Annotated in this window: 25 protein-coding genes, 5 tRNA genes and 1 pseudogene; 10 read left to right on the plus strand and 21 right to left on the minus strand. The window is 62.2% G+C overall.

Going from position 1 to position 26,837, the window contains the following annotated elements; all coding sequences use genetic code 11:
• Nucleotides 1-20: 20 nt before the first annotated feature.
• The 8 genes from murB to BJQ17_RS26070 form a co-directional block, all read right to left on the minus strand.
• Nucleotides 21-1,040 carry a UDP-N-acetylmuramate dehydrogenase gene (gene murB, locus BJQ17_RS26035; RefSeq protein ID WP_003247146.1) on the minus strand — a complete coding sequence of 340 codons (1,020 nt, stop codon included), beginning with the start codon at nt 1,038-1,040 and terminating at the stop codon, nt 21-23.
• Nucleotides 1,037-1,501 (minus strand): low molecular weight protein-tyrosine-phosphatase, encoded by a 465-nt coding sequence (locus tag BJQ17_RS26040; protein ID WP_004575950.1) that lies wholly within the window; start codon nt 1,499-1,501, stop codon nt 1,037-1,039. Before BJQ17_RS26040 ends, murB begins: the two co-directional genes overlap by 4 nt.
• Nucleotides 1,501-2,265: a 3-deoxy-manno-octulosonate cytidylyltransferase gene (gene kdsB, locus BJQ17_RS26045; protein WP_003247143.1), complete on the minus strand. Its 765-nt coding sequence runs from the start codon at nt 2,263-2,265 to the stop codon at nt 1,501-1,503. Before kdsB ends, BJQ17_RS26040 begins: the two co-directional genes overlap by 1 nt.
• Nucleotides 2,262-2,447 carry a Trm112 family protein gene (locus tag BJQ17_RS26050; protein WP_003247142.1) on the minus strand — a complete coding sequence of 62 codons (186 nt, stop codon included), beginning with the start codon at nt 2,445-2,447 and terminating at the stop codon, nt 2,262-2,264. The genes kdsB and BJQ17_RS26050 overlap by 4 nt, the downstream gene beginning before the upstream one ends.
• Before the next feature lie 44 nt (nt 2,448-2,491).
• Nucleotides 2,492-3,493, minus strand: coding sequence for a tetraacyldisaccharide 4'-kinase (gene lpxK / locus BJQ17_RS26055; protein WP_003247136.1), 1,002 nt, complete (start codon nt 3,491-3,493; stop codon nt 2,492-2,494).
• A complete protein-coding gene (locus BJQ17_RS26060; protein ID WP_003247134.1) occupies nt 3,493-3,927 on the minus strand; it encodes a biopolymer transporter ExbD in 435 nt (144 codons plus the stop codon). Before BJQ17_RS26060 ends, lpxK begins: the two co-directional genes overlap by 1 nt.
• Nucleotides 3,924-4,559 (minus strand): MotA/TolQ/ExbB proton channel family protein, encoded by a 636-nt coding sequence (locus BJQ17_RS26065; RefSeq protein ID WP_003247132.1) that lies wholly within the window; start codon nt 4,557-4,559, stop codon nt 3,924-3,926. The genes BJQ17_RS26060 and BJQ17_RS26065 overlap by 4 nt, the downstream gene beginning before the upstream one ends.
• Nucleotides 4,560-4,714: 155 nt before the next feature.
• Nucleotides 4,715-6,931: a DNA internalization-related competence protein ComEC/Rec2 gene (locus tag BJQ17_RS26070; protein ID WP_070096835.1), complete on the minus strand. Its 2,217-nt coding sequence runs from the start codon at nt 6,929-6,931 to the stop codon at nt 4,715-4,717.
• A gap of 142 nt (nt 6,932-7,073) precedes the next feature.
• On the opposite strand from BJQ17_RS26070, the pseudogene BJQ17_RS30550 reads away from it, so the two are divergent.
• A pseudogene (locus BJQ17_RS30550) lies at nt 7,074-7,580 on the plus strand (DUF2062 domain-containing protein); the annotation flags it as partial.
• Nucleotides 7,581-7,589: 9 nt separating this feature from the next.
• Here the strand turns inward: BJQ17_RS30550 and BJQ17_RS26075 are convergent.
• The 3 genes from BJQ17_RS26075 to BJQ17_RS26085 form a co-directional block, all read right to left on the minus strand.
• A complete protein-coding gene (locus BJQ17_RS26075) occupies nt 7,590-8,369 on the minus strand; it encodes an ABC transporter permease (RefSeq protein WP_047604512.1) in 780 nt (259 codons plus the stop codon).
• Nucleotides 8,366-9,298 carry an ABC transporter ATP-binding protein gene (locus BJQ17_RS26080; protein WP_003247127.1) on the minus strand — a complete coding sequence of 311 codons (933 nt, stop codon included), beginning with the start codon at nt 9,296-9,298 and terminating at the stop codon, nt 8,366-8,368. Before BJQ17_RS26080 ends, BJQ17_RS26075 begins: the two co-directional genes overlap by 4 nt.
• A gap of 133 nt (nt 9,299-9,431) precedes the next feature.
• On the minus strand, nt 9,432-10,055 hold the full coding sequence (locus BJQ17_RS26085; protein ID WP_003247126.1) for a glutathione S-transferase: 624 nt from the start codon (nt 10,053-10,055) through the stop codon (nt 9,432-9,434).
• Between the two features lie 392 nt (nt 10,056-10,447).
• Between BJQ17_RS26085 and BJQ17_RS26090 the strand changes: the two genes are divergently transcribed.
• From BJQ17_RS26090 to BJQ17_RS26105, 4 genes are all read left to right on the plus strand, one after another.
• Nucleotides 10,448-12,895, plus strand: coding sequence for an acyl-CoA dehydrogenase (locus BJQ17_RS26090; RefSeq protein WP_003247125.1), 2,448 nt, complete (start codon nt 10,448-10,450; stop codon nt 12,893-12,895).
• Between the two features lie 79 nt (nt 12,896-12,974).
• Nucleotides 12,975-13,385 carry a PA2817 family protein gene (locus BJQ17_RS26095; RefSeq protein WP_003247124.1) on the plus strand — a complete coding sequence of 137 codons (411 nt, stop codon included), beginning with the start codon at nt 12,975-12,977 and terminating at the stop codon, nt 13,383-13,385.
• Nucleotides 13,386-13,601: 216 nt separating this feature from the next.
• Complete coding sequence (locus BJQ17_RS26100; RefSeq protein ID WP_152442288.1) at nt 13,602-14,150, plus strand: fimbrial protein; 549 nt, start codon at nt 13,602-13,604, stop codon at nt 14,148-14,150.
• 77 nt (nt 14,151-14,227) lie between these two features.
• Nucleotides 14,228-14,950, plus strand: a complete 723-nt coding sequence (locus BJQ17_RS26105; protein WP_237742399.1) for a molecular chaperone — start codon at nt 14,228-14,230, stop codon at nt 14,948-14,950.
• Between the two features lie 5 nt (nt 14,951-14,955).
• Here the strand turns inward: BJQ17_RS26105 and BJQ17_RS26110 are convergent, their stop codons facing one another.
• On the minus strand, nt 14,956-16,257 hold the full coding sequence (locus tag BJQ17_RS26110) for a hypothetical protein (protein ID WP_070096836.1): 1,302 nt from the start codon (nt 16,255-16,257) through the stop codon (nt 14,956-14,958).
• Here BJQ17_RS26110 and BJQ17_RS31840 point away from each other — a divergent pair.
• Nucleotides 16,145-16,744 (plus strand): fimbrial protein, encoded by a 600-nt coding sequence (locus tag BJQ17_RS31840; RefSeq protein ID WP_256559965.1) that lies wholly within the window; start codon nt 16,145-16,147, stop codon nt 16,742-16,744. The two genes, BJQ17_RS26110 and BJQ17_RS31840, sit on opposite strands and share 113 nt — an antisense overlap.
• 95 nt (nt 16,745-16,839) lie before the next feature.
• Here BJQ17_RS31840 and BJQ17_RS26120 read toward each other — a convergent pair.
• The 5 genes from BJQ17_RS26120 to BJQ17_RS26140 all read right to left on the minus strand — a co-directional run bounded on the left by BJQ17_RS26120 (nt 16,840) and on the right by BJQ17_RS26140 (nt 17,401).
• Nucleotides 16,840-16,915, minus strand: a tRNA-Gly gene (locus BJQ17_RS26120).
• An 85-nt stretch (nt 16,916-17,000) separates the two neighbouring features.
• Nucleotides 17,001-17,076 (minus strand) — tRNA-Gly (locus tag BJQ17_RS26125).
• Between the two features lie 3 nt (nt 17,077-17,079).
• Nucleotides 17,080-17,155: transfer RNA gene (locus BJQ17_RS26130), tRNA-Glu, on the minus strand.
• A 92-nt stretch (nt 17,156-17,247) separates the two neighbouring features.
• Nucleotides 17,248-17,323 (minus strand) — tRNA-Gly (locus tag BJQ17_RS26135).
• Between the two features lie 2 nt (nt 17,324-17,325).
• A tRNA-Glu gene (locus BJQ17_RS26140) sits at nt 17,326-17,401 on the minus strand.
• A 333-nt stretch (nt 17,402-17,734) separates the two neighbouring features.
• On the opposite strand from BJQ17_RS26140, the gene BJQ17_RS26145 reads away from it, so the two are divergent.
• Complete coding sequence (locus BJQ17_RS26145) at nt 17,735-18,502, plus strand: hypothetical protein (RefSeq protein WP_003247107.1); 768 nt, start codon at nt 17,735-17,737, stop codon at nt 18,500-18,502.
• A 119-nt stretch (nt 18,503-18,621) separates the two neighbouring features.
• On the plus strand, nt 18,622-20,034 hold the full coding sequence (locus BJQ17_RS26150) for a hypothetical protein (protein WP_175442759.1): 1,413 nt from the start codon (nt 18,622-18,624) through the stop codon (nt 20,032-20,034).
• Nucleotides 20,035-20,545: 511 nt separating this feature from the next.
• Here the strand turns inward: BJQ17_RS26150 and BJQ17_RS26155 are convergent.
• Both BJQ17_RS26155 and BJQ17_RS26160 read right to left on the minus strand, forming a co-directional pair.
• Entirely contained in the window at nt 20,546-21,028 is a 483-nt protein-coding gene (locus tag BJQ17_RS26155; RefSeq protein ID WP_003247105.1) for a GAF domain-containing protein, read from the minus strand.
• Nucleotides 21,029-21,916: an ATP-binding protein gene (locus BJQ17_RS26160; protein WP_003247104.1), complete on the minus strand. Its 888-nt coding sequence runs from the start codon at nt 21,914-21,916 to the stop codon at nt 21,029-21,031. It abuts the gene before it with no gap.
• 204 nt (nt 21,917-22,120) lie between these two features.
• Here BJQ17_RS26160 and BJQ17_RS26165 point away from each other — a divergent pair, with 204 nt between their 5' ends.
• The gene (locus BJQ17_RS26165) at nt 22,121-24,478 is read left to right on the plus strand and encodes a response regulator (RefSeq protein ID WP_070096838.1); all 2,358 of its coding nucleotides are present in this window, start codon (nt 22,121-22,123) and stop codon (nt 24,476-24,478) included.
• Here BJQ17_RS26165 and BJQ17_RS26170 read toward each other — a convergent pair.
• Complete coding sequence (locus tag BJQ17_RS26170; RefSeq protein WP_004575941.1) at nt 24,468-24,956, minus strand: glutathione peroxidase; 489 nt, start codon at nt 24,954-24,956, stop codon at nt 24,468-24,470. The genes BJQ17_RS26165 and BJQ17_RS26170 overlap by 11 nt on opposite strands.
• A gap of 13 nt (nt 24,957-24,969) precedes the next feature.
• The gene (msrB, locus tag BJQ17_RS26175; RefSeq protein ID WP_003247101.1) at nt 24,970-25,365 is read right to left on the minus strand and encodes a peptide-methionine (R)-S-oxide reductase MsrB; all 396 of its coding nucleotides are present in this window, start codon (nt 25,363-25,365) and stop codon (nt 24,970-24,972) included.
• A 167-nt stretch (nt 25,366-25,532) separates the two neighbouring features.
• On the opposite strand from msrB, the gene BJQ17_RS26180 reads away from it, so the two are divergent.
• Complete coding sequence (locus tag BJQ17_RS26180; RefSeq protein ID WP_004575940.1) at nt 25,533-26,744, plus strand: pyridoxal phosphate-dependent aminotransferase; 1,212 nt, start codon at nt 25,533-25,535, stop codon at nt 26,742-26,744.
• Nucleotides 26,745-26,837: the final 93 nt, after the last annotated feature.

The following is a 26,837-nucleotide window of genomic DNA, read 5'->3' on the forward strand; positions in this document are numbered from 1 at the left end:
GGGGGTTCACAGCCGGCAAATCAGTAAAGATTAGGCTCCATCTCCAGCTCAACCCCAAACCGCTCGAAGATATCCGCCTGAATCTTGCGCGCCAGCGCATGCATCTGCGCTCCGCTCGCCTGGCCATAGTTGACCAGCACCAGCGACTGCAAGCGATGCACGCCAGCATCACCGTCACGATGACCCTTCCAGCCCGCCTGCTCAATCAACCAGCCCGCGGCCAGTTTCACCTGGCCATCCGCTTGGGGGTAAGCCACAACCGCGGGATACTGCGCACGAATTCGCTCGACCAGATCAGCCGTTACCACCGGGTTCTTGAAGAAGCTCCCGGCATTGCCAAGCTCTACCGGGTCTGGCAGCTTCTCGCGGCGAATGCTGCAGATTGCATCGCTGATCGCTTGCGCGGTCATCTCGGTCACACCCTGCTCAGACAGACGATGGCGCACCGGGCCATAGTCCAGATGAGCATGCAGGGTGCGGGTCAAGGCAAAGCGCACACGCAGGATCAACCAGCGGCCGGGATTGCGCTTGAAAAGGCTGTCGCGATAGCCGAAAGCACATTCCGCCAAACTGAAGTCACGCAGCGCGCCCGTCTCACGGTCCAGGGCTGTCAGCCCGGCGAATACGTCCTTGATTTCCACCCCGTAAGCGCCCACGTTCTGCATCGGCGCAGCACCCACGGTGCCGGGGATCAGGCTGAGGTTCTCCAACCCGCAATAGCCCTGCGCCAGCGCCCATTGCACAAACGCGTGCCATGGCTCACCGGCCTCGGCTTCGACCACGATACGCTCGCCATCGTCACTGAGCACACGCCGACCGCGGCTGGCCATGTGCAGCACCAGTGCATCGATATCGCGGGTCAGCAGCAGGTTGCTGCCACCCCCGATCACCAGTACCGGCAAGCCCCTCTGCTGTGCCTGGCCCAGTGCCTGACGCACCTGCTGGTCGTCCTGCACCTGGCTGAAATAGCGCGCCTTCACGTCGATGCCGAAGGTATTGTAAGGCTTGAGCGATACCTGCTCCTGCCACTGCACTGTCATAGACGCCCCTTGATTTCCAGTACCAGCGCCTGGCAAGCCGCTTCCACCAGGTCCAGCACCTGCTCGAAGCCGTCGGCGCCACCGTAGTACGGGTCTGGCACTTCATCCAGGGCTGCACCGTAGCGGCGCAGGAACAGGTCGAGTTCGCCCACTGCCGTGGACGGGCGCAGGGCGCGCAGATCGCGCAGGTTGTGCTCATCCATGGCCAACACCAGATCGTATTCGGCGAAGTGCGATGCCTTGACCTGTTGGGCGCGTTGCTGCGACAGGTCGTAACCGCGCGCCAGCGCCGCCTTGCAGGTGCGGCTGTCTGGCGCCTTGCCGACATGCCAATCGCCGGTGCCGGCAGAAGCCACCTGCACCTTGTCAGCGAGCCCGGCAGCGTGCAATTGATGGCGCAGCACGCCTTCGGCGGTAGGCGAGCGGCAGATGTTGCCCAGGCACACGAACAGGACGCGCATCAGGCCTCCAGCAAGCGCCGTACGCGCTCCAGATCCTCAGGGGTGTCGACACCCACGGCAGGCGCCTCGATGGCGTCCTCGATGTGAATGCGTACGCCGTGCCACAGGGCACGCAGCTGCTCCAGCGCTTCAGCCTGCTCGAGCCAGCATGGGCCCCAGCTGACGAAGTCGTGCAGGAAGCCGACACGGTAGGCGTACATGCCAATATGACGGCGATAGGGCACCCCTTCCGGCAGCACGTCGCGGGCCTTGGCAAAGGTATCGCGGGCCCAGGGCAGCGGCGCTCGGCTGAACGTCAGGGCCAGGCCGTTCTTGTCACTCACCACCTTGACCGCGTTCGGGTTGAACACGGTTTCCGGTTCATGGATCGGCTCGGCCAGGGTGGCGATACCGGCTTCCGGATGCGCCGCCAGGTTGGCCGCCACCTGGTCGATGATCACCGGCGGGATCAGCGGCTCGTCGCCCTGCACGTTGACCACAATGGCGTCAGCCGGCAACCCTAGGTACGCGGCCACTTCGGCCAGGCGGTCAGTGCCCGATTCATGATCGGCACGGGTCATCAGCACTTCGGCACCGAAGGCCTGGCAGGCTTCGAGGATGCTGGTGTCGTCGGTGGCGATGACCACACGGCTGGCACCGCTCTTGCGGGCCTGCTCCCACACATGTTGCACCATTGGCTTGCCGGCAATCAGCAGCAGCGGTTTGCCTGGCAGGCGGGTGGAGCGCAGCCGGGCGGGGATTACTACCGTAAATTCCAGGCTCATTTGTCAAGACGCTCGTCGTCGGTCAGGGTGCGTGCCTCGCTTTCCAGCATGACCGGGATACCGTCGCGAATCGGGTAGGCCAGGCCAGCGCCTTTGCTGATTAGCTCGGTCTTGTCGGCGCTCAGCTTGAGCGGGCCCTTGGTGATCGGGCAGGCCAGGATATCAAGCAGTTTGGTGTCCATTGGAGGCTTCCTTTAGGCCAGGTGGCCGGAAATTGAAAACGGGCTCAGGGTTTGCGCAACAAGCGTTGCAGCTGGTTGTCGAACCAGGCGCTGAAAGCCGGCGTAGGCTGCGCTTCGACGGCCAGGTACCACCAGTCGTCAGCGGCAAAGGCCCGGCATTTCACCGCGTCCTTCTCGGTCATGACCAGCGGCAGTGGCGGGCTGAAAGCCAGGCTCCGGGCACTGAACTGCGCATGGTCGGCGAAGGGATGCGGCACCGGCTGCCAGTTTAGCCCCAGCAGGGTGTTGAAGAAACGTTGCGGGTTGCCGATACCGGCCACCGCATGCAGGCGCTGGCCGGCGGGGAAATGGTCGAGCGCACGGCGCTCGCCAGTGCGCACGTTGACCAGGGCCGACGGCTGCAGGCGGAAACCAAAACCCTCGGTGCGGTCTTCGCTGGCGCCGTTGAACAGCACCGCGTCAGCCTCACGCAAGCGGTCGGCCGGCTCACGCAACGGCCCCGCCGGCAGGCAGCGGCCATTGCCCAGGCCGCGGGCAGCGTCGATCAGCACCAGTTCCAGGTCACGGGCCAGGCGGTAATGTTGCATACCGTCGTCGCACAGGATCAGGTCGAGGGGTTCGCTGGCCAGCAATGCCTGCACGGCCCGGGCGCGATCCGGGTCGATCATCAGTGGCACGCCGGTGCGTTGCACGATCAGCAGCGGCTCGTCGCCCGCCTCATCGGCCGGCTGATCGGCCTGCACCCGCCAGGGCAGCCGTGGAGGCCTGGCACCATAACCGCGGCTGACTACGCCCACCTTCAGCCCTTGCTGGCGACAGTGTTCGATCAACCAGAGAATCATCGGCGTCTTGCCGGTGCCACCGACGGTGATGTTGCCCACGACAATGACCGGTACCGGTGCCCGGTAGCTGGCACTGTCACCCCTTAGAAAACGTGCCCGCTTGCGCGTGACCACGCGGCGATACAAGGCCTCCAGCGGACGCAGCAGCGCCAGCGCCGGATGCCCGGCGTACCAGGCAGCGAGCAAGCGGTCGGCGAAAGCCATCAAGGCGTGCCCTGGGCCGCCTCGACGGTGGTCATGCGCAACTGGCTGAAACCGAGCTTGCCGGCAGCATCCATTGCGGTGACCACAGCCTGGTGCGGGGTCTTGCCGTCGGCGCTGATGGCCAGCGGCAGCGTGTTGTCGCCACCCGACTCGCGCGCTATGGCCTCGCTCAGGGTGGCCAGGTCGCTTTTGGGCAGCAGGTGGTTGTTCACCGAATACACGCCTTCGGCGCTGATGGTGATTTCCACCAGCTTGCCCGGGTCGGTCGGCGCCGGCTCGGCGCTGGTGGCTTCGGGCAGCTCGACGCGCAGTTGCGTTTCGCGGGTGAAGGTGGTGGTAACCACGAAGAACAGCAGCAGGACGAACACCACGTCGATCAGCGACGCCAGGTTGATGTCGACGCTCTCCCGCTGGCGATTGCGCCGGAACTTCACGCCTTGCCTCCGGCCACTTCCACTTCACGGTCGCCCTGGATCACTTCCACCAGCTTGATCGCCTCCTGCTCCATGCCGACCACCAGCTCATCGATGCGGCGCAGCAGGAAGCGGTGGAAGAACACCGCCGGGATACCGACCATCAGGCCTGCCGCAGTGGTGACCAGGGCCTTGGAGATACCACCGGCCAGCACGGCGGCGTTGGCGGTCATCTGCGAGCCCATGAAGGCGCTGAAAATGTCGATCATGCCCAGCACGGTGCCCAGCAGGCCCAGCAGAGGCGCCATGGCGGCGATGGTGCCGAGGGTGCTGATGTAGCGTTCCAGTTCGTGGATGACGCGCGAGGCGGCCTCCTCGATGCACTCTTTCATGATTTCACGACCATGGCGCGAGTTGGCGAGGCCCGCTGCCAGGATTTCGCCCAGTGGCGAATCGGCCCGCAGCGCCTTGAGCTTGTCACTGGTCAGTTGCTTGTCCTTGATCCACATCCACACCTGGCCCAGCAGGTGGGGCGGGGTGACGCGGCTGGCACGCAGGGTCCACAGGCGCTCGACGACGATAGCCATGGCAACGATGGAACTCAGAATGATCGGCAGCATCATCCAACCACCGGACTTGACCAATTCCCACACAGTAAACGCCCCTTCGGAAAAAGGCCGCCACTCTACCATAGGCGCGCCGAGGGCTCATCTGCCGGAGGTCAGGGAATTAGGCTGTCGGGCTACCGGGTCGGCCCTCTGGGCCGTGCAGTACCTGTGGCAGCGGCTTTACCCGCGAAAGGGCCAGATCAGCCACCCCCCACATCACGCCAGAATCGCCGCTGTCGGCGCACACCCTCAACCTCCCCATGCCGCCCCAGCACCAACCGCAATGCCCCCTCCACCGCCGTATCATGCATCACCACCCCATGCCGCCCATACCGCTCGACCACCTGCACGTGGGGGTGCCCGAAACTGTTGTTGCGCCCCCGCGAAATCAATACCCCGCGCGGTGCGGTAGCCCGGACGAACGCCTCGGTGGACGAGCTGCGGCTGCCATGATGCGGCGCCTGCAGCCAGTCGATACGCGGCACTTCAGTGTCCGCCAGCCAGGCCCGTTCGGCAGCAACTTCCATATCCCCCGCCAGCAGCAAGCGCTCGCCCTGCGCCTCGACCAACAGCACACAGGACCGGTCATTACTGCTCTGCCCGTCCACCCAGCGCCACAGCGAAAAACGCACGCCATCCCAGTCCCATTGCTCGCCACTGGCACAAGGCTGCAACGGAACATCAACCAGCGCTTCCCCACCGATTATCCGCTTGATCGGCAAACCACGCGCAATGGCCACGGCCCCGCCCGCATGATCGGCATGCGCATGGCTGATCACCATCACGTCAAGGCCGCCCACCCCCAGCTTGCGCAAGGTTGGCAGCACCACGCGTTCCCCCAAGTCGCTTTCCCCCCTGGCCGGCCCGGCATCGTAAAGCAGGCTGTGATGCCGCGTACGCAAGAGCACCGCCAGCCCCTGGCCGACATCCAGCTGCCAGACCTCGATTTGGCCAAACGGCACCGGCTCCCTGGGTACCCACAGCGCCAGCAGCATCACCCCTCCCAACCCGCGCAGCGGCACACCACGAGGCAGCAAAAGCAACAGCGCACCCAGACATACCAGCAGCCAGGCCCACCACGGCAGGGCCGGCGGCACCCATGCCGGGCGCTGTTGCGCCACCAGCGCCAGCCCGCGGAACAGCACATCCAGCAGGCCACCTGCCAGCCAGAGCAACGCCTCGCCAACGCCCGCCAGCGGCAACATCAACGTGCCCAACAACGCCAATGGCAAGACCGCCAGGCTGACCCACGGCACCGCCACAAGGTTGGCCAGCGGTGCACTGAGGCTCACCGGCAAGCCGGTGGCCAGCAACACCGGCAGCAAGCCGACGGCGATCACCCATTGCGCTCGTGTCCAGGCCTGCCAGGGCCGCCAACCCCCCAACCGGGCACTGAAGCAGTAGATGAGCGTGGCCACGGCGGCGAACGACAGCCAGAACCCAGGCAGCAACGCCGCCAGTGGCTCGAATACAAGCACAGCGACCAGTGCAAGCAGCAACGGAAAAAAAGCGCCAAGGTGGCGAAAGCGCAGACGCCAGAGCAGCACCACGGCCAGCATCAGGCAGGCCCGCTGCACTGGCACCCCACCACCCGCCAGCCAGCCGTAGGCCAGCGCTGCGGCCATGGCCAGGCCGCAGGCCCAGGGTAACCACGGTAGCCTTGCCGGCCATAGCCCCCAACGTGCCAGCCCGGCGACCAGGCCATAGAGCAAACCGGCGACCAGGCCGATGTGCTGGCCGGAAATCACCAGCAGGTGCACCGTGCCGGTGGCCTGCAACGTCTGCCAGTCCTCCCGGGCCATGCCCGCACCATCGCCAAGCACCAGTGCCACCAGCGCTGCCTGCCGGCCATTGGCTTCGACCATCAGCAAGCGCTGACGCAGTGCATCGCGCCAACCACCGGCGACTGGCGCCAGCAACTGCCCCGCCTTGACCGTACCCGTAGCGCCCACCCGTCGCGCCAGCAACTGCGCTTCACGGTCGGGCCCATGCGGGTTCAGCAGCCCGTCCGGGCGCTGCAAGGTCACGGCCAGCCGCCACTGCTCGCCCGCCCGCAGCGGCGGGCCGTCGAACCAGCTCAGTTGCAGGCGCTGAGGCAGTTCGGCCCGCCGCGAGCGTGGCGCTTCCAGCTCGAAACGCACGCCTTGTGCAGTGCGGGCCGGCAAACCCGCCACCCGCCCCTCCAGCCACAAGGTGCGCCCCTCCAGGCCGGCAGCCAGACGATCATCAAGGGCCTGCTGAGCAGACCCGCACGCCCAACACAAGCCCAGCAGAAACCAACCCAACGGCCAGACGCGGGTAAACAGGCTGCCGACAGCGCAGGCTGCCAGGGTTATCAACCATCCGACCGATGGCAATGCGGGCAGAAAGCCCAGGCACAACAGCCCGAGCGCGAGCGCAAACATCCCTGTGCGCATGAGGTAGAGCTCCAGAAGGCGAGTCACCTCCTGAGGCATAGCTCAATTGCCGGCATCGCTTGCTCAACAATTGTCACAAACTCTAAACGAGGCGGAGCAGGATTAAGGGCATACTGCCAGGGTCAACGCTCCGGGAGCCTACATGCCGCGCCGACTTTTCAAACGCTACATGCCGGACCCGACCAGCATTCGGGAACACAAGTCCTTACGCTTTTTCGGCAAATTGCTGCACGACCCCAACCTCTGGCACCTGAACCGCCATTCGGTGGCCAGAGCCATGGGTGTGGGCCTGTTCGCGGCGCTTATTCCCATCCCGATGCAGATGCTGCTGGCGGCGGCCCTGGCGATCCCGGTGCGCGGCAACCTGCCGGTCGCCGTCAGCCTGGTGTGGCTGACCAACCCGTTGACCATGCCGCCGGTGTTCTTCGTCACCTACATGACCGGTGCCTGGCTGATGCAGGTACCGCCGCGCACCCTGCCCGACGAGCTGACCTTCCAGTGGATCACCGACCAGCTGTCGACGCTGTGGCAACCCTTCCTGCTCGGCTCGGTGGTGTGCGGCGTGGTGCTGGGCATCCTTGCCTACTTCACCACCATGTTCTACTGGCGCTGGTGGGTGGGCCGGCAGTGGCGTCGTCGCCAATGCCGGTGCAAGGCTTCAGGCCCGCATGCCACGGCCGCTGACCAGCAAGCGAACGCAAACAACGTAGAGCACCGCAGTGGCCACCAGCATGAAGGTGATCGCCGTGCCAATGCTGATATCCGACACCCCTAGAATGCCGTAGCGGAACGAGTTGACCATGTGCAGCACCGGGTTGGCCAACGACACGGTCTGCCAGAACGGCGGCAGCAGGTTGATCGAGTAGAACACCCCGCCCAGGTAGGTCAGCGGCGTCAGCACGAAGGTCGGGATGATCGAGATATCGTCGAAGTTGCGCGCGAACACTGCGTTGACGAAGCCAAGCAGCGAAAAGATGGTGGCTGTCAGCAGCACAACCACCACGGTCACGCCCAGGTGGTGCACCTGCAGGTCGGTGAAGAACATCGACAGGATGGTCACGATCACCCCCACCGCCAAACCACGCAGCACCCCACCCAGCACATAGCCGATGAGAATGGTGTGCGGCGACACCGGCGACACCATCAGTTCTTCGATCGAGCGCTGGAACTTGCTGCCGAAAAAGCTCGACACCACGTTGCCGTATGAGTTGGTGATCACCGACATCATGATCAGCCCCGGCACGATGTACTGCATGTAGGTGAAGCCACCCATGTCGCCGATCTGCCGGCCAATCAGGTTACCGAAGATGACGAAGTACAGGACCATGGTGATCGCTGGCGGCAGCAACGTTTGCGGCCAGATGCGCAGGAAGCGCCGCACTTCGCGGTAGACGATGGTGTTCAGGGCGACCCAGTTGGTGCGCAGTTCCACACTCATACGGCCACCTTCGACAGGTTTTTTTCCACCAGGGACACGAACAGCTCCTCAAGTCGGTTGGTCTTGTTGCGCAGGCTCTGTACCTCGATGTTCTGCAGCGCCAGCTGGCCGAACAGCGCGGTGATGCCGATGTCCTTCTCCACCTGCACTTCCAAGCTATGCGGGGTCAGCAGCCGGCACGGGTAGCCCTGCAGTACCGGCGCCGTGGCCAGGTCCTGCTTGAGGTCGAGCACGAAGGTTTCGACATGCAGCTTGCCCAGCAACTGGCGCATGCTGGTGTTCTCGACGATGGTGCCGTGGTCGATGATGCCGATGTTACGGCACAGCTGTTCAGCCTCTTCCAGGTAGTGGGTGGTGAGGATGATGGTGATGCCCTTCTGGTTCAGCTCGGTGAGGAAGCTCCACATCGAGCGGCGCAGCTCGATATCCACCCCGGCGGTGGGTTCGTCCAGGATCAGCAGACGCGGTTCGTGGATCAATGCGCGGGCAATCATCAGACGCCGCTTCATGCCGCCGGACAACGAACGCGACTGCACATCACGTTTGTCCCACAGGCCCAGCTGGGTCAGGTACTGCTCGGCGCGCTCCTTGGCCAGCTTGGGCGGGATGCCATAGTACCCGGCTTGGGTCACGACGATGTCGAAGGTCTTCTCGAACTGGTTGAAGTTGAACTCTTGCGGCACCACGCCCAGGCAACGCTTGAGCGCGGAGGGCTCGCGGTCCAGGTCGTGACCGAACACGCTCACTGTGCCGCTGGTCTTGTTCACCAGGGTCGAGAGAATGCCGATGGTGGTGGATTTGCCGGCGCCGTTGGGGCCGAGCAAGGCGAAGAAGTCGCCTTCGGCAACATCGAGGTCGATGCCTTTGAGGGCCTGAAAGCCATTGCCGTAGGTCTTGGTCAGCTGTCGGATGGACAGGGCGGAACTCATAGCGGGTCACTTACCGAAGAAAAAGGTGCAGGACACGCCAGGTAAAGTCACTGGCGCAGTGAGTGCAGCCATGGTGCAAGGCCAGGCTGCACAAGTACAGTCACATCTATTGATAATGACTATCGAAGCGGGTTCAAGTGAGCGCGGTCATCACGGCGGCCTGGTAGGCCGGGCGTTGCTTCAGGCGCTCATACCAGGCTTGAAGGTGGTACATGTCCGGGCGCTCGATGGGCAGTTCGAACCAGGCATAGATGAAGCTACCCAGTGGGATGTCGCCCATGCCGATCTGGTCACCGGACAGGTACGGCTGATTGGCCAGGGTTTCGTCGGCAATGGCCAGTAATTGCGCGCACTGCTTGTGCGCGGCGTTGATCGCCACCCAGTCGCGCTGGTCTTCCGGCGTGCGCAGCAGCCCCCAGAACAGCGGGCGGAAGGGTGCGGCGAAGGACGATGTGGTCCAGTCCATCCACTTGTCGGCCAGGGCGCGCTGGCGTGGGTCTGCCAGATACCAGCCCTGCTCCGTGCCGTACTCCGCGCACAGGTAGCGAACGATGGTGTTGGATTCCCACAAAGTCAGGTCGCCGTCTTCGAGCATCGGCACCAGGCCGTTGGGGTTGCGGGCGCGGTAGTGCGGCTCGTTGACCACGCCGAAGGCGCCGCCGGCGTCGATGGATTCGAAGTCCAGGCCCAGCTCGTGGGCGATCCACAGCGCCTTGCGCACATTGCTCGAATTCTTGCGGCCCCAGATCTTCAGCATGGCAACATCCTTTTGAGTGCGGAGGTGGCACAGTCTACTCCAGACCTTCGCCGCCTGTACGGGCCTCTTCGCGGGCAAGCCCCTGCATCGCTCGGTGATGTTGCCACGTACCGTCGTAGGAGCGGGTTTACCCGCGAAAGGGCCGGCCCTGCCGGCCAATATCCCAGATCATTCACCGTCGCAGCACCATCGCATTCGCGGGCAAGCCCGCACCTACATCGATCGGGGGGCTCGCCACACACCGTTGTAGGAGGGAATGGAACGGTACAGGCGAACACATGAACTGAAACTCCCACCGCCACACCCTGTCACTGTTCTGAACATGCCGTTCACAGCATTGCGTCTAAGCTGTCTGGGACGGCTCAAGCCCTTGGTTCCAAGGAGGACCGATTATGTTGCTGTTGTGGTTGGTGGTGCTGGTGATCGGCGCGGCGTACCTCACGCACCGGCGCCTGGCGCCCTTGCAGATTCTCGGCATCCTGGCGGCCTATGTGCTGTTGATGGGCATTTTCAGCAGTGCCCCCGGCTGGCTGCTGGCCCTGATCTGGGTGGTGCTGGCCCTGAAGATCGCCCTGGTTGCGCTCCCGCAGTGGCGACGCAAGGTGTTTACCGCCCCAGTATTCCGCTGGTTCCAGCGCACCCTGCCGCCCATGTCCCAGACTGAGCGCGAAGCCATCGACGCCGGCACCGTGTGGTGGGACGGCGAACTGTTCAGTGGCCGCCCCGACTGGCGCACCTTGCTGGCCTACCCGGCACCGAAATTGACCGATGAAGAACAGGCCTTCATCGATGGCCCGACCGAAGCACTGTGCGCCATGGTCAGCGACTGGCAGATCGGCCAGGACCTGGACCTGCCGCCCGAAGCCTGGGCACATATCAAGCAGCATGGCTTTTTTGCCCTGATCATCCCAAAGGAATACGGCGGCAAGGGCTTCTCCGCCTACGCCCACTCCCAGGTGGCGATGAAACTGGCCACCCGCAGCGGCGACCTGGCCTCCACGGTGATGGTGCCCAACTCCCTGGGCCCTGCCGAACTGCTGCTGCATTACGGCACCGACGAACAACGCAACCACTACCTGCCCCGCCTGGCCCGAGGCGAGGAAATCCCCTGCTTCGCCCTCACCGGCCCACTGGCCGGCTCCGACGCTGGCGCCATGCCCGACACCGGCATCATCTGCAAAGGCCAGTGGCACGGCGAAGAAGTGATCGGCCTGCGCCTGAACTGGGAAAAGCGCTACATCACCCTCGGCCCGGTCGCCACCCTGCTGGGCCTGGCCTTCAAAGCCTACGACCCCGACCATCTGTTGGGCGAACAGGAGGAGCTCGGCATCAGCCTGGCCCTGATCCCCACCAACACGCCCGGCGTCGAAATCGGCAAACGTCACCTGCCGCTGGGCGCCGCCTTCATGAACGGCCCCAACAGCGGCAAAGACGTGTTCGTACCGCTGGACTTCCTGATCGGTGGCCAGGCCATGCTCGGCAAGGGCTGGATGATGCTGATGAACTGCCTGTCGGTAGGCCGCTCCATCTCACTGCCTGCCGTGGGTACAGGGGCTGCCAAGTACACCAGCCTGGTGACCGGCCAGTACGCCAATATCCGCGAGCAATTCAACGTGCCACTGGCTGCCTTCGAAGGTATCCAGGAATCGCTGGCACGCATTGGCGGCAACGCCTGGCTGATGGACAGTGCCCGCCTGCTGACCGCCAAGGCCGTAGACCTGGGCGAGAAACCCTCGGTGCTGTCGGCGATCCTCAAGTACCACCTGACCGAACGAGGCCGCGAATGCATCCAGCACGCCATGGACGTGCACGGTGGCAAGGGCATCATCATGGGCCCGAACAACTACCTGGGCCGCAACTGGCAAGGAGCGCCGATCTTCATCACGGTCGAAGGCGCCAACATCCTTTCGCGCAACCTGATGATCTTCGGCCAGGGCGCCATTCGCTGCCACCCGTTCGTGCTCAAGGAGATGGCGTTGGCCGGGCGTGAAGACCACGATCACGCACTTCAGGAATTCGATGACCTGCTGATGAAACACATCCTGTTCGCCGCCGGCAATGCGGCCAGCACTGTGGTGTTCAACCTGGGGCTGGGGGTTTTCGAGAAAGTACCGGGAGACACGCTGAGCCAAGGCTACTTCCGGGCCCTCAACCGCCAGGCCGCCGCCTTTGCCCTGCTGGCGGACCTGTCGATGATGCTGCTGGGCGGGGCGCTCAAGCGCCGGGAGCGCCTGAGTGCGCGGCTGGGCGATGTACTCAGCTACCTGTACCTGTCCAGTGCCGCACTCAAGCGCTACCACGATCTCGGTTCGCCCGAGCACATGCAGCCCCTGCTGCGCTGGGCCATGGAAGAAAGCCTGGGCCAGGCGGAGCACGCCCTGGACCGGTTGCTCGACAACTTCCCCAACCGTTTCGTCGGCTGCGCGCTACGGGTGCTGGTGTTCCCCTTCGGCCGCCGTCATACCGGGCCGAGCGATGAACTGGACGCCGAGGTGGCAGCGCTGATCGGACGCAGCAAAGGCGACCCTGCGCTGGAAGAGCTGCTTGCCGGTTGCTTCAGGCCGCAAGCCGACGGCGACCCGGTGGCAGCCCTGCAACGGGCCTGCGACCTGCTGGAGGCGTCGACGCCGCTGCACAACGCGCTGCATCAGGCAATCAAGGAAGGCAAGGTACGACCGGCGCCCGGGCAGTCGGTGATCGATGCGGCAGTCGACAGTGGTGTACTTCAGCCTGATCAGGCGCAACGCCTGCATGCAGCCGAGCAAGCGCGCCGTGCGGTGATCGACGTGGACGCCTTCGACAAGGCACAGCTGCTGCCGGAGCAAGGCAAGGTACGCTGAGACAGGGGCCGTTTTGCGGCCCCTTCCCCAACCGGCGTATACTCCGCGCCCCGTTTCAACCACCCCGAGGACCGCCCCAATGGCTAACCCCCACCTGGAATATCACCTGCAACTGCTGAACCACCTGCGCACCATATTGGTGGCCCTGGGTGAAGCCGAGCAGGTGCCGGAGGAAAGCCACGCCCTGTTCCTCGAACGCTTCGACGAACTGCTGACCCTGCTGCCGCAAGCCCCGCTCGAAAGCCAATACCTGGGCCAGGACCTGATCTGCCAAGTCATCCAGCGCTACCCACAAATCGCTCACCTGGTGCCCCGCGATTTGCTGTGGTTCTTTGCCGGTGACTGCTTGCATTTCATGCCAGACGAAGAACTGGACCTTTACCAGAGACTGGAGGAGCGTCGCTACGAAGCGGAGCAGAGCGATGAACCCTTCGACTGGAATCAGGAAAAGCAACTGCTGAACGCCTCGAACCAGGGCCGCAGCCACTAAGCCGGGTTACGGCTGCCCAGCTTTCTGGGCAGCGCCCCGGGCTGTGTATTTGTGACACGCACACTGTTCTTAAATCCCGTCAAAACGAAAACCTTCTCCTACAGACCTTACCTTGCGTCTTCTCTACCCTGCATCAGGTGCCATCCCCCCCCCAATACGGGCACGAATGGAACATACCTGTTCAAGCTTCACGCTTGGCTTCACTTAGGAAGACGCATGAAAAAAATACTCTCCATACTCGCCATCACGTTGACCAGCAGCGCAGCAATGGCCAACAACGGCACGATGAGTTTCACCGGAACTGTCAGCCCTGGCGGCACTTGCCCTATTGATGTCGTGACACCAGGCACCGGCGTCCCCATGCCAGTGTTGAATTTGGGCAACTACAAGACACAGGACTTTGTCGGTGCCGGCCAAGAAACCCCACGGATCGGTTTTGCGCTACGGCTCACCCCTGGCGGTAGCTGTACCATCGGCACAGGTGCAGTCGCGAACGTCACCTTCACCCCAGCTTACGGCCAAGCCGGCACCAGCGGCGACCTCTACGGCCTGCAAGATGGCATCGGTTACACCAAGGGCTTGGGCCTGAAAATTTCTGACCGAACCGGTGCGCAGCTCGCACCAGACACCCCATCCATGGACTACCCGCTGAGCGATACCAATCCGACCGAGATGGTTTTCTCGGCCCGCCTGCAGCAAATAGCGCCAGCGGTGGAACAAGGTGATATAGCGTCGACCGTCACCTTCGTGGTCGCGATCAACTGATCATTGCCCCACGTGCTGGAACTCGGCACCTGGGGCCTCCAGATACAAAAAACCTTGAACGAAGGTTCACCCTCTCGATGTCCATCATTCAGCGATTCCCCACTTTGCGTCTGCTCGCATTTGCAAGCTGCCTGGCGACCACGGTATCTCCAGCACAAGCAGCGTTGACAATCGATTCCACACGTATCGTACACGGTACCGATTCGCGCAACTCATCGGTCATTGTCGCCAATCCCAGTAACTCCACCTTCGCCGCACAGGCTTGGGTCAACACTGAAGAAGACGACACTGTCACCCCCGTCCCCTTGATCGCTTCACCCGCACTGTTCCGCCTCGACCCGGGCAAACAGCAGATGGTCCAGATCAATCGGTTGCCTAACGACTTGCCGGAAGACCGGGAGTCATTGTTCTACTTCAATGTGCAGGAGATTCCCCAGCAGTTAGAAACTAACGCGAACCTCCTTAACATCGCCCTGCGCACCCGCATCAAGCTGTTCTATCGCCCTAGCCACCTGAAAAGCCGACCCGAAGAACACCTCAAAGCGCTGAAATGGTCGGTGCAGACACTCAACGGCAAGGCCAACCTGGTTGTCGACAACCCCTCGCCTTATCATTTCACCTTCAACCAGGTGCAAGTCGGTGCGCACAACCTGCAAGCGAGAGCGATGGTGGCGCCCTTCTCACAACAAATGTATCCGTTACCAGGCAAACAGCTTGCACCCGATACCAAGGTAACCTTCTCGATCATCAACGACTACGGCGCGACATCCGAAAAACAGACAAGCGATGTTCATCTTTAGGCGGATCACGGGACCAATGTGAGCGACGTTTGGAAATAGCCACTTTCGGGCCATGTCTGACCGCCGTCCAGGCTCACCGTTGTCCGCACGAAGAATGTAATGCCCGCATTCAGCGTATCAAAAAAGGACCGTGGCAGGATCAGCGTTCCCCCTTGTCCAAACCCGTCCAGCATTTCCGGCTCGGTGACTGCATGCTGATCGAGCACGATATGCTCCTGCAACTGGGACTGCGCGTCATAAGCGAATGCCCTGATCGTGACACGCTGGTCGGTACTGATGAGCCCCCAAGCGACTTGGGTAACATGAACACCCTCCCCTACATCCTTCAGGCTTAGATATTGAGTGCCCGCTTCTTTTATCTGAGGCCCCGGCGCAGAGGGCCTGAATACAGTCAGCCTGACCTGGCGCTTGATCGACATATCGCCGCTGGCCAAGTAATACAGCGGGATGGTCTTGCCACTGTGGGCGGGCACATGCTTCAGCGGGACCATAAAGCTTCGGGTACCAGGCGCACCCTGAATGGTCACAGCCCCGACCTGGCCTGGTTCGCCCCACTGCATCTGCACAGGCTCCAGGCTACCGACGCCTGCATCCTCGGGGATCAATGCCTCCAGATCTTCCTCTAACGAACCGGTTTCCAGCACAATCGTTTCTTCATCACTCTCCACCCCCGACAGTTCAGGCCAGGAGAGCGTGCGTGGAGCAGGCGTGGCCGCCACCGTCAGTTGCAGGAGAGCGGATGCGGCGCTCTGGTTGCCAGCACGATCATCGACTCGATAGTGCAGGAATCGCGGACCATCTCCACGCTCACGAATCATTTCACCGCCATATTTCAGCTTCGGTAGCGTCCCCGCCGCCACATCAGCCTGGGTGAGGCTGAGCACATCAACCAGTTCGTCACTACCCAGCTGCCGGTCCCAGTAATAGCTGATGCGGTCACCGACCTGAGGGGCATCGTAGGCGGGCAACGTCGCCAACAACTCATCGCCGTTCTGCTCCAGGTACACCACGGTCACACCGCCGGTAACCACCTCGGGAGGCGGCTGCACCTTATTGTCGCTCGCCAGGACTGGGGCCTGGCGGTCGATGGTCAGCATAAGTGGGGCTGAGTCTTCAGGCACACCATTGAAGATCACTACCCGGTATTTCAGAACAGGCTCGCCCTCCCCGAGCCTACTGGCGGGGACATGCATGATGAGGTCTGCGTCCGTCACCGGCGCGGTGAATATTCTTTGCTCGACGACATCAGTGTTCCAGAACAGCGTGAGTGTTTCCTCCCCTTTGGAGGGGTCGCTATTCAGCCACATCGGTACTTCGACCCGCAGTGGATCCTTCAGCGGCGTAGTGCAGCAAGCACATTGCACCCTGTTGGCGAACCCGGTGAGCGCCGACCCGGTGCAGCTGGGAACCTATACCCTCGCAGATTTCACGGGGCCCGGCAGCTACACCGATGCGAAGGACTTCTACGTCACCCTCAGCGATTGCAGAGACGACCCAGCCGGCGGTATCGCCAGCGCCTATATTCGCCTGGAAGGGGCAAAAGGGTCGGTGCCCTTGGAGCCAGCACAGGGCGTGTTCAGCCTGGACAACAAGCCGGGTAGCGCAACGGGTATAGGCATCCAGCTACTGCGTAGTAACGATAGGCCGATGCCCCTTCAGCAGGATGAAGCGGTCACGCCACTGGTTGTCGACAAGACCGTGTTGCATTTCAAGGCGCGCTTCTTTCAGACAGCGCCAACGGTGACCGCAGGGCCGGCCAACGGGGCGCTGGACTTCACCATGACTTACCGATAAATGAGCCTGGCGTGGGCACGGGAAGTGCCCACCAGGACAAAAAATATTGGCCATAAAAAAAGGCAGAGACTTTCGTCTCTGCCTTTTTTACTATATGGAGCGGGAAACGAGACTCGAACTCGCGACCCCGACCTTGGCAAGGTCGTGCTCTACCAACTGAGCTATTCCCGCAATTTGAAGCTTTACCACGTTCGGCGTGAAGCGCCTTTACAGCCTTCACCACCACTGCACCGCATAGACGCCACAGTATTTAAACTGGAGCGGGAAACGAGACTCGAACTCGCGACCCCGACCTTGGCAAGGTCGTGCTCTACCAACTGAGCTATTCCCGCATTTGGCGTCCCCTAGGGGACTCGAACCCCTGTTACCGCCGTGAAAGGGCGGTGTCCTAGGCCACTAGACGAAGGGGACACACAACACTTTTCAGTGCACCAGAACATGAACCTCACGATTCAGCCTGGATTTTCTTTTCCTGCCCCGCCGTTAAGCAGTGCCGGAGAAACTGGAGCGGGAAACGAGACTCGAACTCGCGACCCCGACCTTGGCAAGGTCGTGCTCTACCAACTGAGCTATTCCCGCATTGGCGTCCCCTAGGGGACTCGAACCCCTGTTACCGCCGTGAAAGGGCGGTGTCCTAGGCCACTAGACGAAGGGGACACGCTACAAGCATTACTGCTTGCTTTCACTCCCTGCTGCGTTTCGCTGTGTGCTTTACGCTGCAAGTGGCGCGCATTCTATGGATGGTTCGGGGAGGCGTCAACCCCTTTGTAGAAATTTATTTAAATCAATGACTTCCGGGCACACCCAGCGCTGTTTCGGCAGCCCCGGCGGGGTTTGGCGTTGATTTTCTGGCGTCAAGTCAGCATTAATGTGCCAGCATCCAGTCATGGCACAGTTTGCCGATAGAAAAAGAGAATGGCTGTCAGGGCCTCTCGCGAGCACGCTCGCTCCTACACTCAATCATGCAAACCTATTCATGAGGCATTAACGGTGACACCACTTCTGATCACCCTGCTCATCGTGGCGGGCATCGCGTTGCTGATCGTAATCGGCTACCTCAACAATGTGGTCGAAAATGGCAAGCTTGAGCGCGCCCGGACGAAGATCGAGCTCGCCGACCGCCTGCGCCGCTGCGGCGAGATCACCGAGACGTTCCCCGGCCAGTTCATGACCCCGCCCCTCAAATTGCTGCTGACCCGCCTGGAGCTGAACCTCAACCAGCGCCTGCTGGCGGTGGACAAGCGCAATACCGAATTCAAGGCGCGCATCGCCGAACTGGAAGGGCTGATTGCCCTGGGCGACAAGATCCCGGTCAACAACCCACCTAACCCGATCCACACCGAGATCAAGGCCAAGGACGTACGCTTCTTGCTGGAGGCGCTGCACAATCAGGTGACCCGCGCTGCCCATGAGGGCTTCTTGCCTGCCGTCGAGGCCAAGCATTGGGTCAAGGAAATCCGCCATATCCTGGTGCTGCTGCATATAGAGTTCTTCAACAACCTCGGCCAACAGGCCCTGCAAAAAGGCCAGCCCGGCCAGGCGCGCCTGGCCTTCGAGCGCGGCGTACAGTATTTGCGCAAGCAGCCGGAGCCGAAAGCGTATGAAGAGCAACTGACGTATCTTGAGAAACTGCTGGCTCGGGCCAATGCACAGGTGCTGGACCGCATGGCCCCGGCCGAGGACGAACACAACGAATTGACCGATGGGCTGAAGACCGATGAGGAGGAGACCTGGAAAAAGAAAGTCATCTATGACTGAGGCTTTGTCTGCAAGGGCGATGCCGGGTGGGCCGCTTGCCTCCTGTCAGTTCTGCCAGTTGTGAACGAACGCAAAGGGGGGCTACGGTGCATGGCAGCTAACCCAACCGCAGGTGCCCCATGGAAGCCCCTAAAACTGCCACCGCTTATGAAATGCATGGATGGCGAGCCCACCTTGTTTGCGACACAGTGGAATTGAACGAAGCGCTATCCAGGGTCCATGGCACTCATCCAGACGACCTCCCGGAAGACTGCGATACGCTGAAATTTGAGATCCCAACGTCATTGGGCTTTGCCTCGCACTTGGTCAGTTGCAGGCTGGGCCGACCACTGCTGAGTTTTTCGACCTCACCCGGAAAAGACACAATCTGTGTTCGCCGGCGATTTCTGAACTACCAACACATCACCCTACGCCGAAAGCCGGGAAGCACATCAGCCGCTATAGAGGCGATCACTGTTTCGTATGAAAGTAGCCATTTGAACTTGTTTCGTGAATTTGATGCTGCCGCATGCAAAGGACTGTACGAGCCAGGTAAAAGGGTGAGGCTTGAAATTGAGCAAGGACGATCGAGCTTCTCTATCGGCTACCCGTGGCGCGCGCAGCGGGAACGCAGTTACGACTTCGACGTGCGCTACCTGACGCTACCGCCCAGCGAGCAACATGTCACGCTGCATGACGTGGATGCGCTACCCGCCAGTGAATGGCTAATGCGTCCCTTGCGCTTCTACCCGCGGGCCTCGGAGAACTCAGCACACTCTATTTTCTATATCGCCTGGCGTGAAGACAACAATGGTATCTTCGCCCCACTCACGATGACCTCCGCGAGCGCTCCTGCTGTAAGCAAGCAACCCTACGCAACCAACACCTCGTACATGAATACCTATGTCGGCCTGGATACAGTCCCTGACGCAGGTTATAGGCTCAGCGACTTCTACAGCTTGAGCCTATTGATCCACCCACGCACTTTGCATGGCTGCACAGGGGCGAAAGAACTCGACAATGTTATGTGTGGCCTGTTCGAGAAAACCCCACCTTCCATAGTGGCCGTTGAGGCGGGCACGCCCCCGGCCTCTGGTGTGGCGCCGCTCGTCAAGATGGTGAGTGCAAGCGAGTTATATAATAAAGCCTCAAACCCAGGTGCAGAAGCCAGCAACCAGGAACCTGTATGGATAGATGTTGTACCCACAGGCAATCTCACCTTTCCTCTGTACAGTACTTATGTGGTGCTCAATAGAGCGCCAACACATGAGTTCAAGTTAAGCAAAAGCGGCGACAAGCTAAAACTGGTTATGACTCACCTCGACGCCAATGGGCTCGAGCGTGAAGTCGATCCGCTTGCCACTGAATGGAGCCTCTTGGCAGGCGGTGGGCAGATTGATGCCGACGGGGTCTTCACGCCAAGCTCATCGAACAAGTTCGCGGTGATACTCGCCATCGAACCCAACCCAGAGCACCATTTCTGGGCGGTGGTGATCGTGCCCGTTCCATTGATGTCGGTGGATGATTTCCTGAAGCTCACCAGAAGGAGTTGAACCGCTGCAAGCGGTATGACTCACCCACATCGGTTACAAATCAGTTCACGCACATAGGTAACAGTCTTTTACTGGCAAGGTCGGTTTTCGAGGATCTGACCAAGCCTTGGCGAGAGCTGAAACCTATGGACCTGAAAATGCTTTTCATCGCGGATTACCTGCAGGGGCCGCCCAGTTCAGGTCGTCCACCTGGTTATACAGAAATGGCGATGAAGTCACGCTCGTCGGCGAACAGCACCTGCACTTGCGCCGCCAGAAAGGGCCGGGGCTGCTGGCCAGTATTCCTGGTCATTCATCGTTGCCGCCGCCACCGTATTCGCGGGTAAACCCGCTCCTACACGGGGGTGGAAACGCATCGGTGGCCAGACACAGGCCGTTGTAGGAGCGGGTTTACCCGCGAAAGGGCCGGGTCTGCTGGCCAATATCCCTGGTCATTCACCGTTGCCGCCGCCACCGTATTCGCGGGTAAACCCGCTCCTACAAGCGAAGAGGCCGGCACAGGCAACATCGATCAGCAGTCAGTCAACGCCAGAAAGATCGCCGCCAACCGCTCCAGCCCCACCTGGTCCGCCTCGCTGAACCGCCCGACCGTCGGGCTGTCCAGGTCCAGCACGCCAATCAACCTGCCGTCCTTCACCAACGGGATCACCAGCTCGCTGTTGGAGGCACTGTCACAGGCAATGTGGCCAGGGAATGCATGTACATCCTCGACCCGCTGGGTCTGCCGCGTTGCCGCCGCGGCACCACACACACCTTTACTGAACGGAATGCGCACGCACGCCACCTGGCCCTGGAACGGGCCCAGCACCAGCTCTTCGTTGCGGTTGAGGTAGAACCCCGCCCAGTTCAGGTCGTCCACCTGGTTATACAGAAACGCGGAAAACTGCGCGGCGTTGGCGATGAAGTCACGCTCGTCGGCGAACAGCGCCTGCACTTGCGCCGCCAGCAGGTTGTAGCCGTCGAGGCCGGCGCCACTGGCATTGAGGTCGATCATTTACTTTTGCTCCAGCAATTGCAGCCCGACCCAGTAGCGGGCGAACTGATAGGCACAACGGCCATTACGGTTACCGCGGCCGGTGGCCCAGCGCACGGCGAGGATGTCGAGTGCTTCGGTGCGCTGCCACACAAGGCCCGCAGGTTGTGCCAACTGGCCAATCCAGTGCTCGACAACGTTCAGGAAGTGGTCCTGGGTAAACGGGTAGAACGACAGCCACAGGCCAAAACGGTCAGACAGGGCAATCTTGTCCTCCACCGCTTCGCTGGGGTGCAGTTCGCCGTCCACACGCTTCCAGTTCTCGTTGTCGCTCTCCTTCTCGGGCACCAGGTGGCGGCGGTTGGAGGTGGCGTACAGCAGCACGTTGTCCGGGGCCTGCTCCAGCGAGCCGTCGAGCACACTCTTGAGCACCCGGTAGTCGCCCTCCCCGGCTTCGAACGACAGGTCGTCGCAGAACAGGATGAAGCGTTGCGGCAACTTCTGCAGTTGCTCGACCACCCGTGGCAGGTCGGCCAGGTGGTCACGTTCGATTTCGATCAGGCGCAGGCCGGCGCTGGCGTGCTCGGCCAGCAAGGCACGTACCAGCGACGACTTGCCAGTACCGCGCGAGCCCCACAGCAGCGCGTGGTTGGCTGGCAGGCCGTTGATGAACTGGTGGGTGTTGCGGCCCAGCTGGTCGCGCTGTTTGTCGACGCCGATCAGGTCGGTCAGGCGGATGTCCAGGCTGACGTCCAGCGGCAGCAGGTAGCCGCTGCGGCCATCACGCTGCCAGCGCGCGGCCAGTGTGGTGCCCCAGTCGATGTGCGGGCGTTGTGCCGGCAACAGGGGTTCAAGGCGCGCCAGTACCGATTCGGCGCGGTCCAGAAAAGCGATCAAGCGAGCGTCCATGACGACTCCTAACAATTTCAGTTTTTTGGGGGCCGCTGCGCGCCCCTTCGCGGGCTTGCCCGCTCCCTCAGGGCTTGCCTTCAGCCTGGGGCTAAGCTGTACCTGTGGGAGCGGACAAGCCCGCGAAGGGACGCCAAGCGGCCCCCGCTTGGCGATCAACTGAAATGAACAGACAGACCCACCAGCAGCCGGGGCTATTCGGCTATGCTTGCGCAGCGCAAGGAACGGGAAACCGGCTCGGGACTCATGGATATCAAGTTCACCAATCGCCTGTCATACAAGCAAGCCCGGTTGACAGTCCTGGTCGGCTTCATCCTGGGAACATTGCTCAGTCTCATCCAGATCGGCATCGATTATGCCAGCGAAGACGCGTCCATCAACCGTGAAGTGAACGCGTTGCTGCAAATCAGCCACAACCCGGCCTCGCGCATCGCCTACAACATCGACTCGGAACTGGCGCTGGAGCTGACCCGCGGCCTGCTGCAGTCGCCGGCCGTCATCCGCGCACGGCTGATCGACAACAACGAAACGGTACTGGCCGATGTCGAGCGGCCAAAACTGCAGGACCGCTCCCGGCCACTCAGCGACTTCCTGTTCGGCGAGCAACGCCAGTTCAAGGAGCGCCTGTACCTGACCCACATGCCGGAGCAATACCTGGGCACCCTGTACCTGGACATCGACACCTTCGCCTTCGGCAGCCGCTTTCTCGACCGTGCCGGCATCACCCTGCTCAATGGGTTCGCCCGCAGCCTGGTGCTCACCGGCCTCCTGTTGGCGCTGTTCTACATGATGCTGACCAAGCCGCTGGTGACGGTGATTGGCGCACTCAGCGGCAGCGACCCGCGCAAACCCCGGCAAACGCGCCTGGAATGCCCACACGGACACGAGCATGACGAAATCGGCGTGCTGGTGAAGGTCGCCAACCAGCAGTTCATCAGCATGGCCACCGAGATCGAACAGCGGCGCACTGCGGAAAACCGTCTGACCCAGTACCTGAACGAGCTGGAAGACATCGTGTCGGCGCGCACCAACGAGCTCAAGGCCAGCAACAGCAGCCTGAGCCTGTCCAACCAGGAGCTGGAACAAGCCCGCAGCCGAGCGCTGGACATGGCCCAGGCTCGCGCCGCCTTCCTGGCCAACATGAGCCATGAAATCCGCACCCCGCTCAACGGCATGCTGGGCATGATCGCCCTGGCGCTGGACAACCCGCTGCCCAGCGAGCAACGCCAGCAACTGGCTATCGCCCATGACTCGGGCAAGGTGCTGGTAGAGCTGCTGAACGATATTCTCGACTTGTCCAAGTTCGATGCCGGCCAGCTGGAACTGGAACGCATTGCGTTCGACATGGGCTCGATGGTGGAAGACACCGCCAACCTGCTGTCGCAGAACACCGCGCAAAGCGTGGAGCTGACCTGCCTGATCACCAGCGACTTCCCCAGCAGCGTGCTCGGCGACCCCACGCGTGTGCGGCAGATCGTCAGCAACCTGCTGTCCAACGCGCTGAAGTTCACCCGCTTCGGCCGTGTCGATGTGCGCTTGATGGCCATTGTCGGTGGTGTACGCCTTGAGGTACGGGATACCGGCATCGGCATCCCCGAAGACGCCCAGGCGCGCATCTTCCAGCCTTTCACCCAGGCCGGTGCCGGCATCACCCGCCAGTACGGTGGCACCGGCCTGGGCCTGGCGCTGACGCGCAACCTGTGCAAGGCCATGCAGGGCCACCTGCACATTCGCTCCGAGCCGGGCTTTGGCAGCTGTTTTACCGCCGAATTGCCGCTGACCGTGCACACCGAAGCCATCCCGCCAGCGCCCTTGCATGGCCGCGTGGCAGCACTGAGCGCAGCCGGCAGCGGGCTCAATGAACTGTTGCAGCACTTGCTGCCTGCCTGGGGCCTGACCTACCAGCGCCATGACAGTTGCGCCACGCTGGATGCCGCAGTGATCGACCTGTTGATCACCGACGACGTCGAGCACCTGTTCGAACTGCGCCCGGCATTGAAAACCCCGATTCTGCTGGTGACTGCCTACGGCAACTTCCTGCCCAACGAGCAGTCCTTGGCTTTGGCCCCGCTGCACCAGCTGGCCCGACCATTGGCACGCAACGCCCTGTACCAGACCCTGCGCCGCACCTTGCAAGGCCATGAGCCCGAACACCCGCTGGCCATCCCGGCCATTACCCAGGAGCAAGGCCGTGCGAGGATCCTGCTGGTAGAGGACAACCCGGTGAACCAGCTGGTGGCCAAGGGCATGCTGGCCAAGCTCGGCTGCCAGGTGCAACTGGCCACCCAGGGCGCGGAGGCCCTTGAGCTGCTGGCGCGTGAGGAATTCGACCTGGTACTGATGGACTGCAACATGCCGGTGATGGACGGCTACGAGGCCAGCCGGCGTATCCGCCAAAGCGGCCGCTGGCCCGAGTTGCCGATCGTCGCCCTCACCGCCAACGCCATGCCCGAAGAGCGCGAACGCTGCCGGGCGGCGGGCATGAACGACTACCTGGCCAAGCCATTCCGCCGCGAAGAGCTACTGGCCCTGGTTGACCATTGGGTGCCCTTCAGCGGCTGAGCAAACGCTCGATGTCCGCCTGCAGGGCCTGTGGCTTGGTGGAGGGGGCATAGCGCGTGACCTGGCCACTGGCCGGGTCGACCAGAAACTTGGTGAAGTTCCACTTGATCTTCTGGCTACCCAAAATACCCGGGGCGCGTTGCTTGAGTTCGACGAACAGAGGGTGAGCGCCTGGGCCGTTGACCTCGACCTTGCGAAACAACGGAAAACTCACGCCGAAATTACGCTCGCAGAACTGCGCAATGTCCCGCGCATCGCCAGGTTCCTGCTTGCCGAACTGGTTGCACGGAAAGCCCAGTACCACCAGGCCACGGTCGCGGTAGGCCTGCCACAGTTGCTCCAGGCCCTTGTACTGCGGGGTAAAACCGCACTGGCTGGCGGTATTGACCACCAACAGCACCTTGCCCGGGAAGTCGCCCAGCGTCTTGTGCTCGCCGCTCAGGGTCACGCAGGGGATGTTCAGCATCGTTGCAGCCATGATCGGGCTCCGGTCAGTCGCGCGGACGAAGGTCGATGCACACCGAGTTGATGCAGTAGCGCAGGCCGGTCGGTGGCGGGCCGTCAGGGAACACATGCCCCAGGTGCGCATCGCAACGGGCGCAGGTGACCTCGGTGCGGATCATGCCGTGGGAGGTGTCGCGAATCTCGATCATCGCGCTGTCCTCGATCGGGGCGTAGAAACTTGGCCAACCACAGCCAGCGTCGAACTTGGTCTGCGCATCGAACAGCGCCAGGCCGCAGCAAATGCAATGGTAGATGCCATCGCGGCGCTCGCTGTTGTACTTGCCGCTGAATGGCCGTTCGGTGCCCTTGAGGCGGCAGACCTGGTACTGCTCGGGGTCGAGCATCGACCGCCATTCGTCCAGGGTTTTTTCGATCTTTTTCATGTAGAAACCTCGGCAGGCTGAATTTCACCCCACACCGTCTTTTCCGGGGCGCGGGTGGCACGTATATTAGTTGGCTTCGTGTGCCAGGCGTTCAGTCTGGCACCCGCTTCCTGCCCTTTCAAACCTTTCGGCGGGGCGTAGCGCGTTTTCTCAATCGGGATCCCATCATGCAGTTCAGCAAATCGAACAAGCTCGCCAATGTCTGCTACGACATTCGCGGCCCAGTGCTCAAGCACGCCAAACGCCTGGAGGAGGAAGGCCACCGCATCCTCAAGCTGAACATCGGCAACCCGGCGCCGTTTGGCTTCGAGGCGCCTGATGAAATCCTTCAGGATGTGATCCGCAACCTGCCCACCGCACAGGGCTACAGCGACTCCAAAGGCCTGTTCAGTGCCCGCAAGGCGGTGATGCAGTACTGCCAGCAGAAAGAAATCGAAGGCGTCACCATCGAGGACATCTACCTGGGTAATGGTGTGTCCGAGCTGATCGTCATGTCGATGCAGGCGCTGCTCAACAACGGCGACGAAGTGCTGATCCCGGCCCCCGACTACCCGCTGTGGACTGCCGCCGTGAGCCTGGCCGGCGGCAAGCCGGTGCACTACCTGTGCGACGAGCAGGCCGACTGGTTCCCTGACCTTGAGGACATCAAGGCCAAGATCACCCCGAACACCAAGGCGCTGGTGATCATCAACCCGAACAACCCGACCGGCGCCGTCTACTCCAAAGAGCTGCTGCTGGGCATGCTGGAGCTGGCCCGCCAGCACAACCTGGTGGTGTTCTCCGACGAGATCTACGACAAGATCCTGTACGACGAAGCCGTGCACATCAGCACCGCCTCGCTGGCCCCGGACCTGCTGTGCCTGACCTTCAACGGCTTGTCCAAGTCGTACCGGGTGGCGGGCTTCCGCTCTGGCTGGCTGATCATTTCCGGGCCCAAGCACCACGCACTCAGCTACATCGAAGGCATCGACATGCTGGCCAACATGCGCCTGTGCGCCAACGTGCCGGCCCAGCATGCCATCCAGACCGCGCTGGGCGGCTACCAGAGCATCAACGACCTGGTGCTGCCACCGGGGCGCCTGCTGGAGCAGCGCAACCGCACCTACGAACTGCTCAACGACATCCCTGGCGTCAGCTGCGTGAAGCCGATGGGCGCGCTGTATGCGTTCCCGCGGATCGACCCGAAGGTTTGCCCGATCCTCAACGACGAGAAGTTCGCCCTTGACCTGTTGCTGTCGGAGAAGCTGCTGATCGTACAAGGAACGGCGTTCAACTGGCCGTGGCCGGACCACTTCCGCGTGGTGACCTTGCCGCGGGTGGATGACCTGGAAGCAGCCATTGGCCGGATCGGCAATTTCCTGAAGGGTTATTCGCAGTAGGGTTCGACGGGGGGCGCCGGGGGGGAGGGGGCGCCGGGGGCCACGAGAGGTTCGACGCGGGGGTGGTGGTGGGGCGCAGATCGAGCGCCGCCC

This window comes from Pseudomonas sp. NBRC 111139 (assembly GCF_001753955.1).
GTDB classification, from domain to species: Bacteria; Pseudomonadota; Gammaproteobacteria; order Pseudomonadales; family Pseudomonadaceae; genus Aquipseudomonas; species Aquipseudomonas alloputida.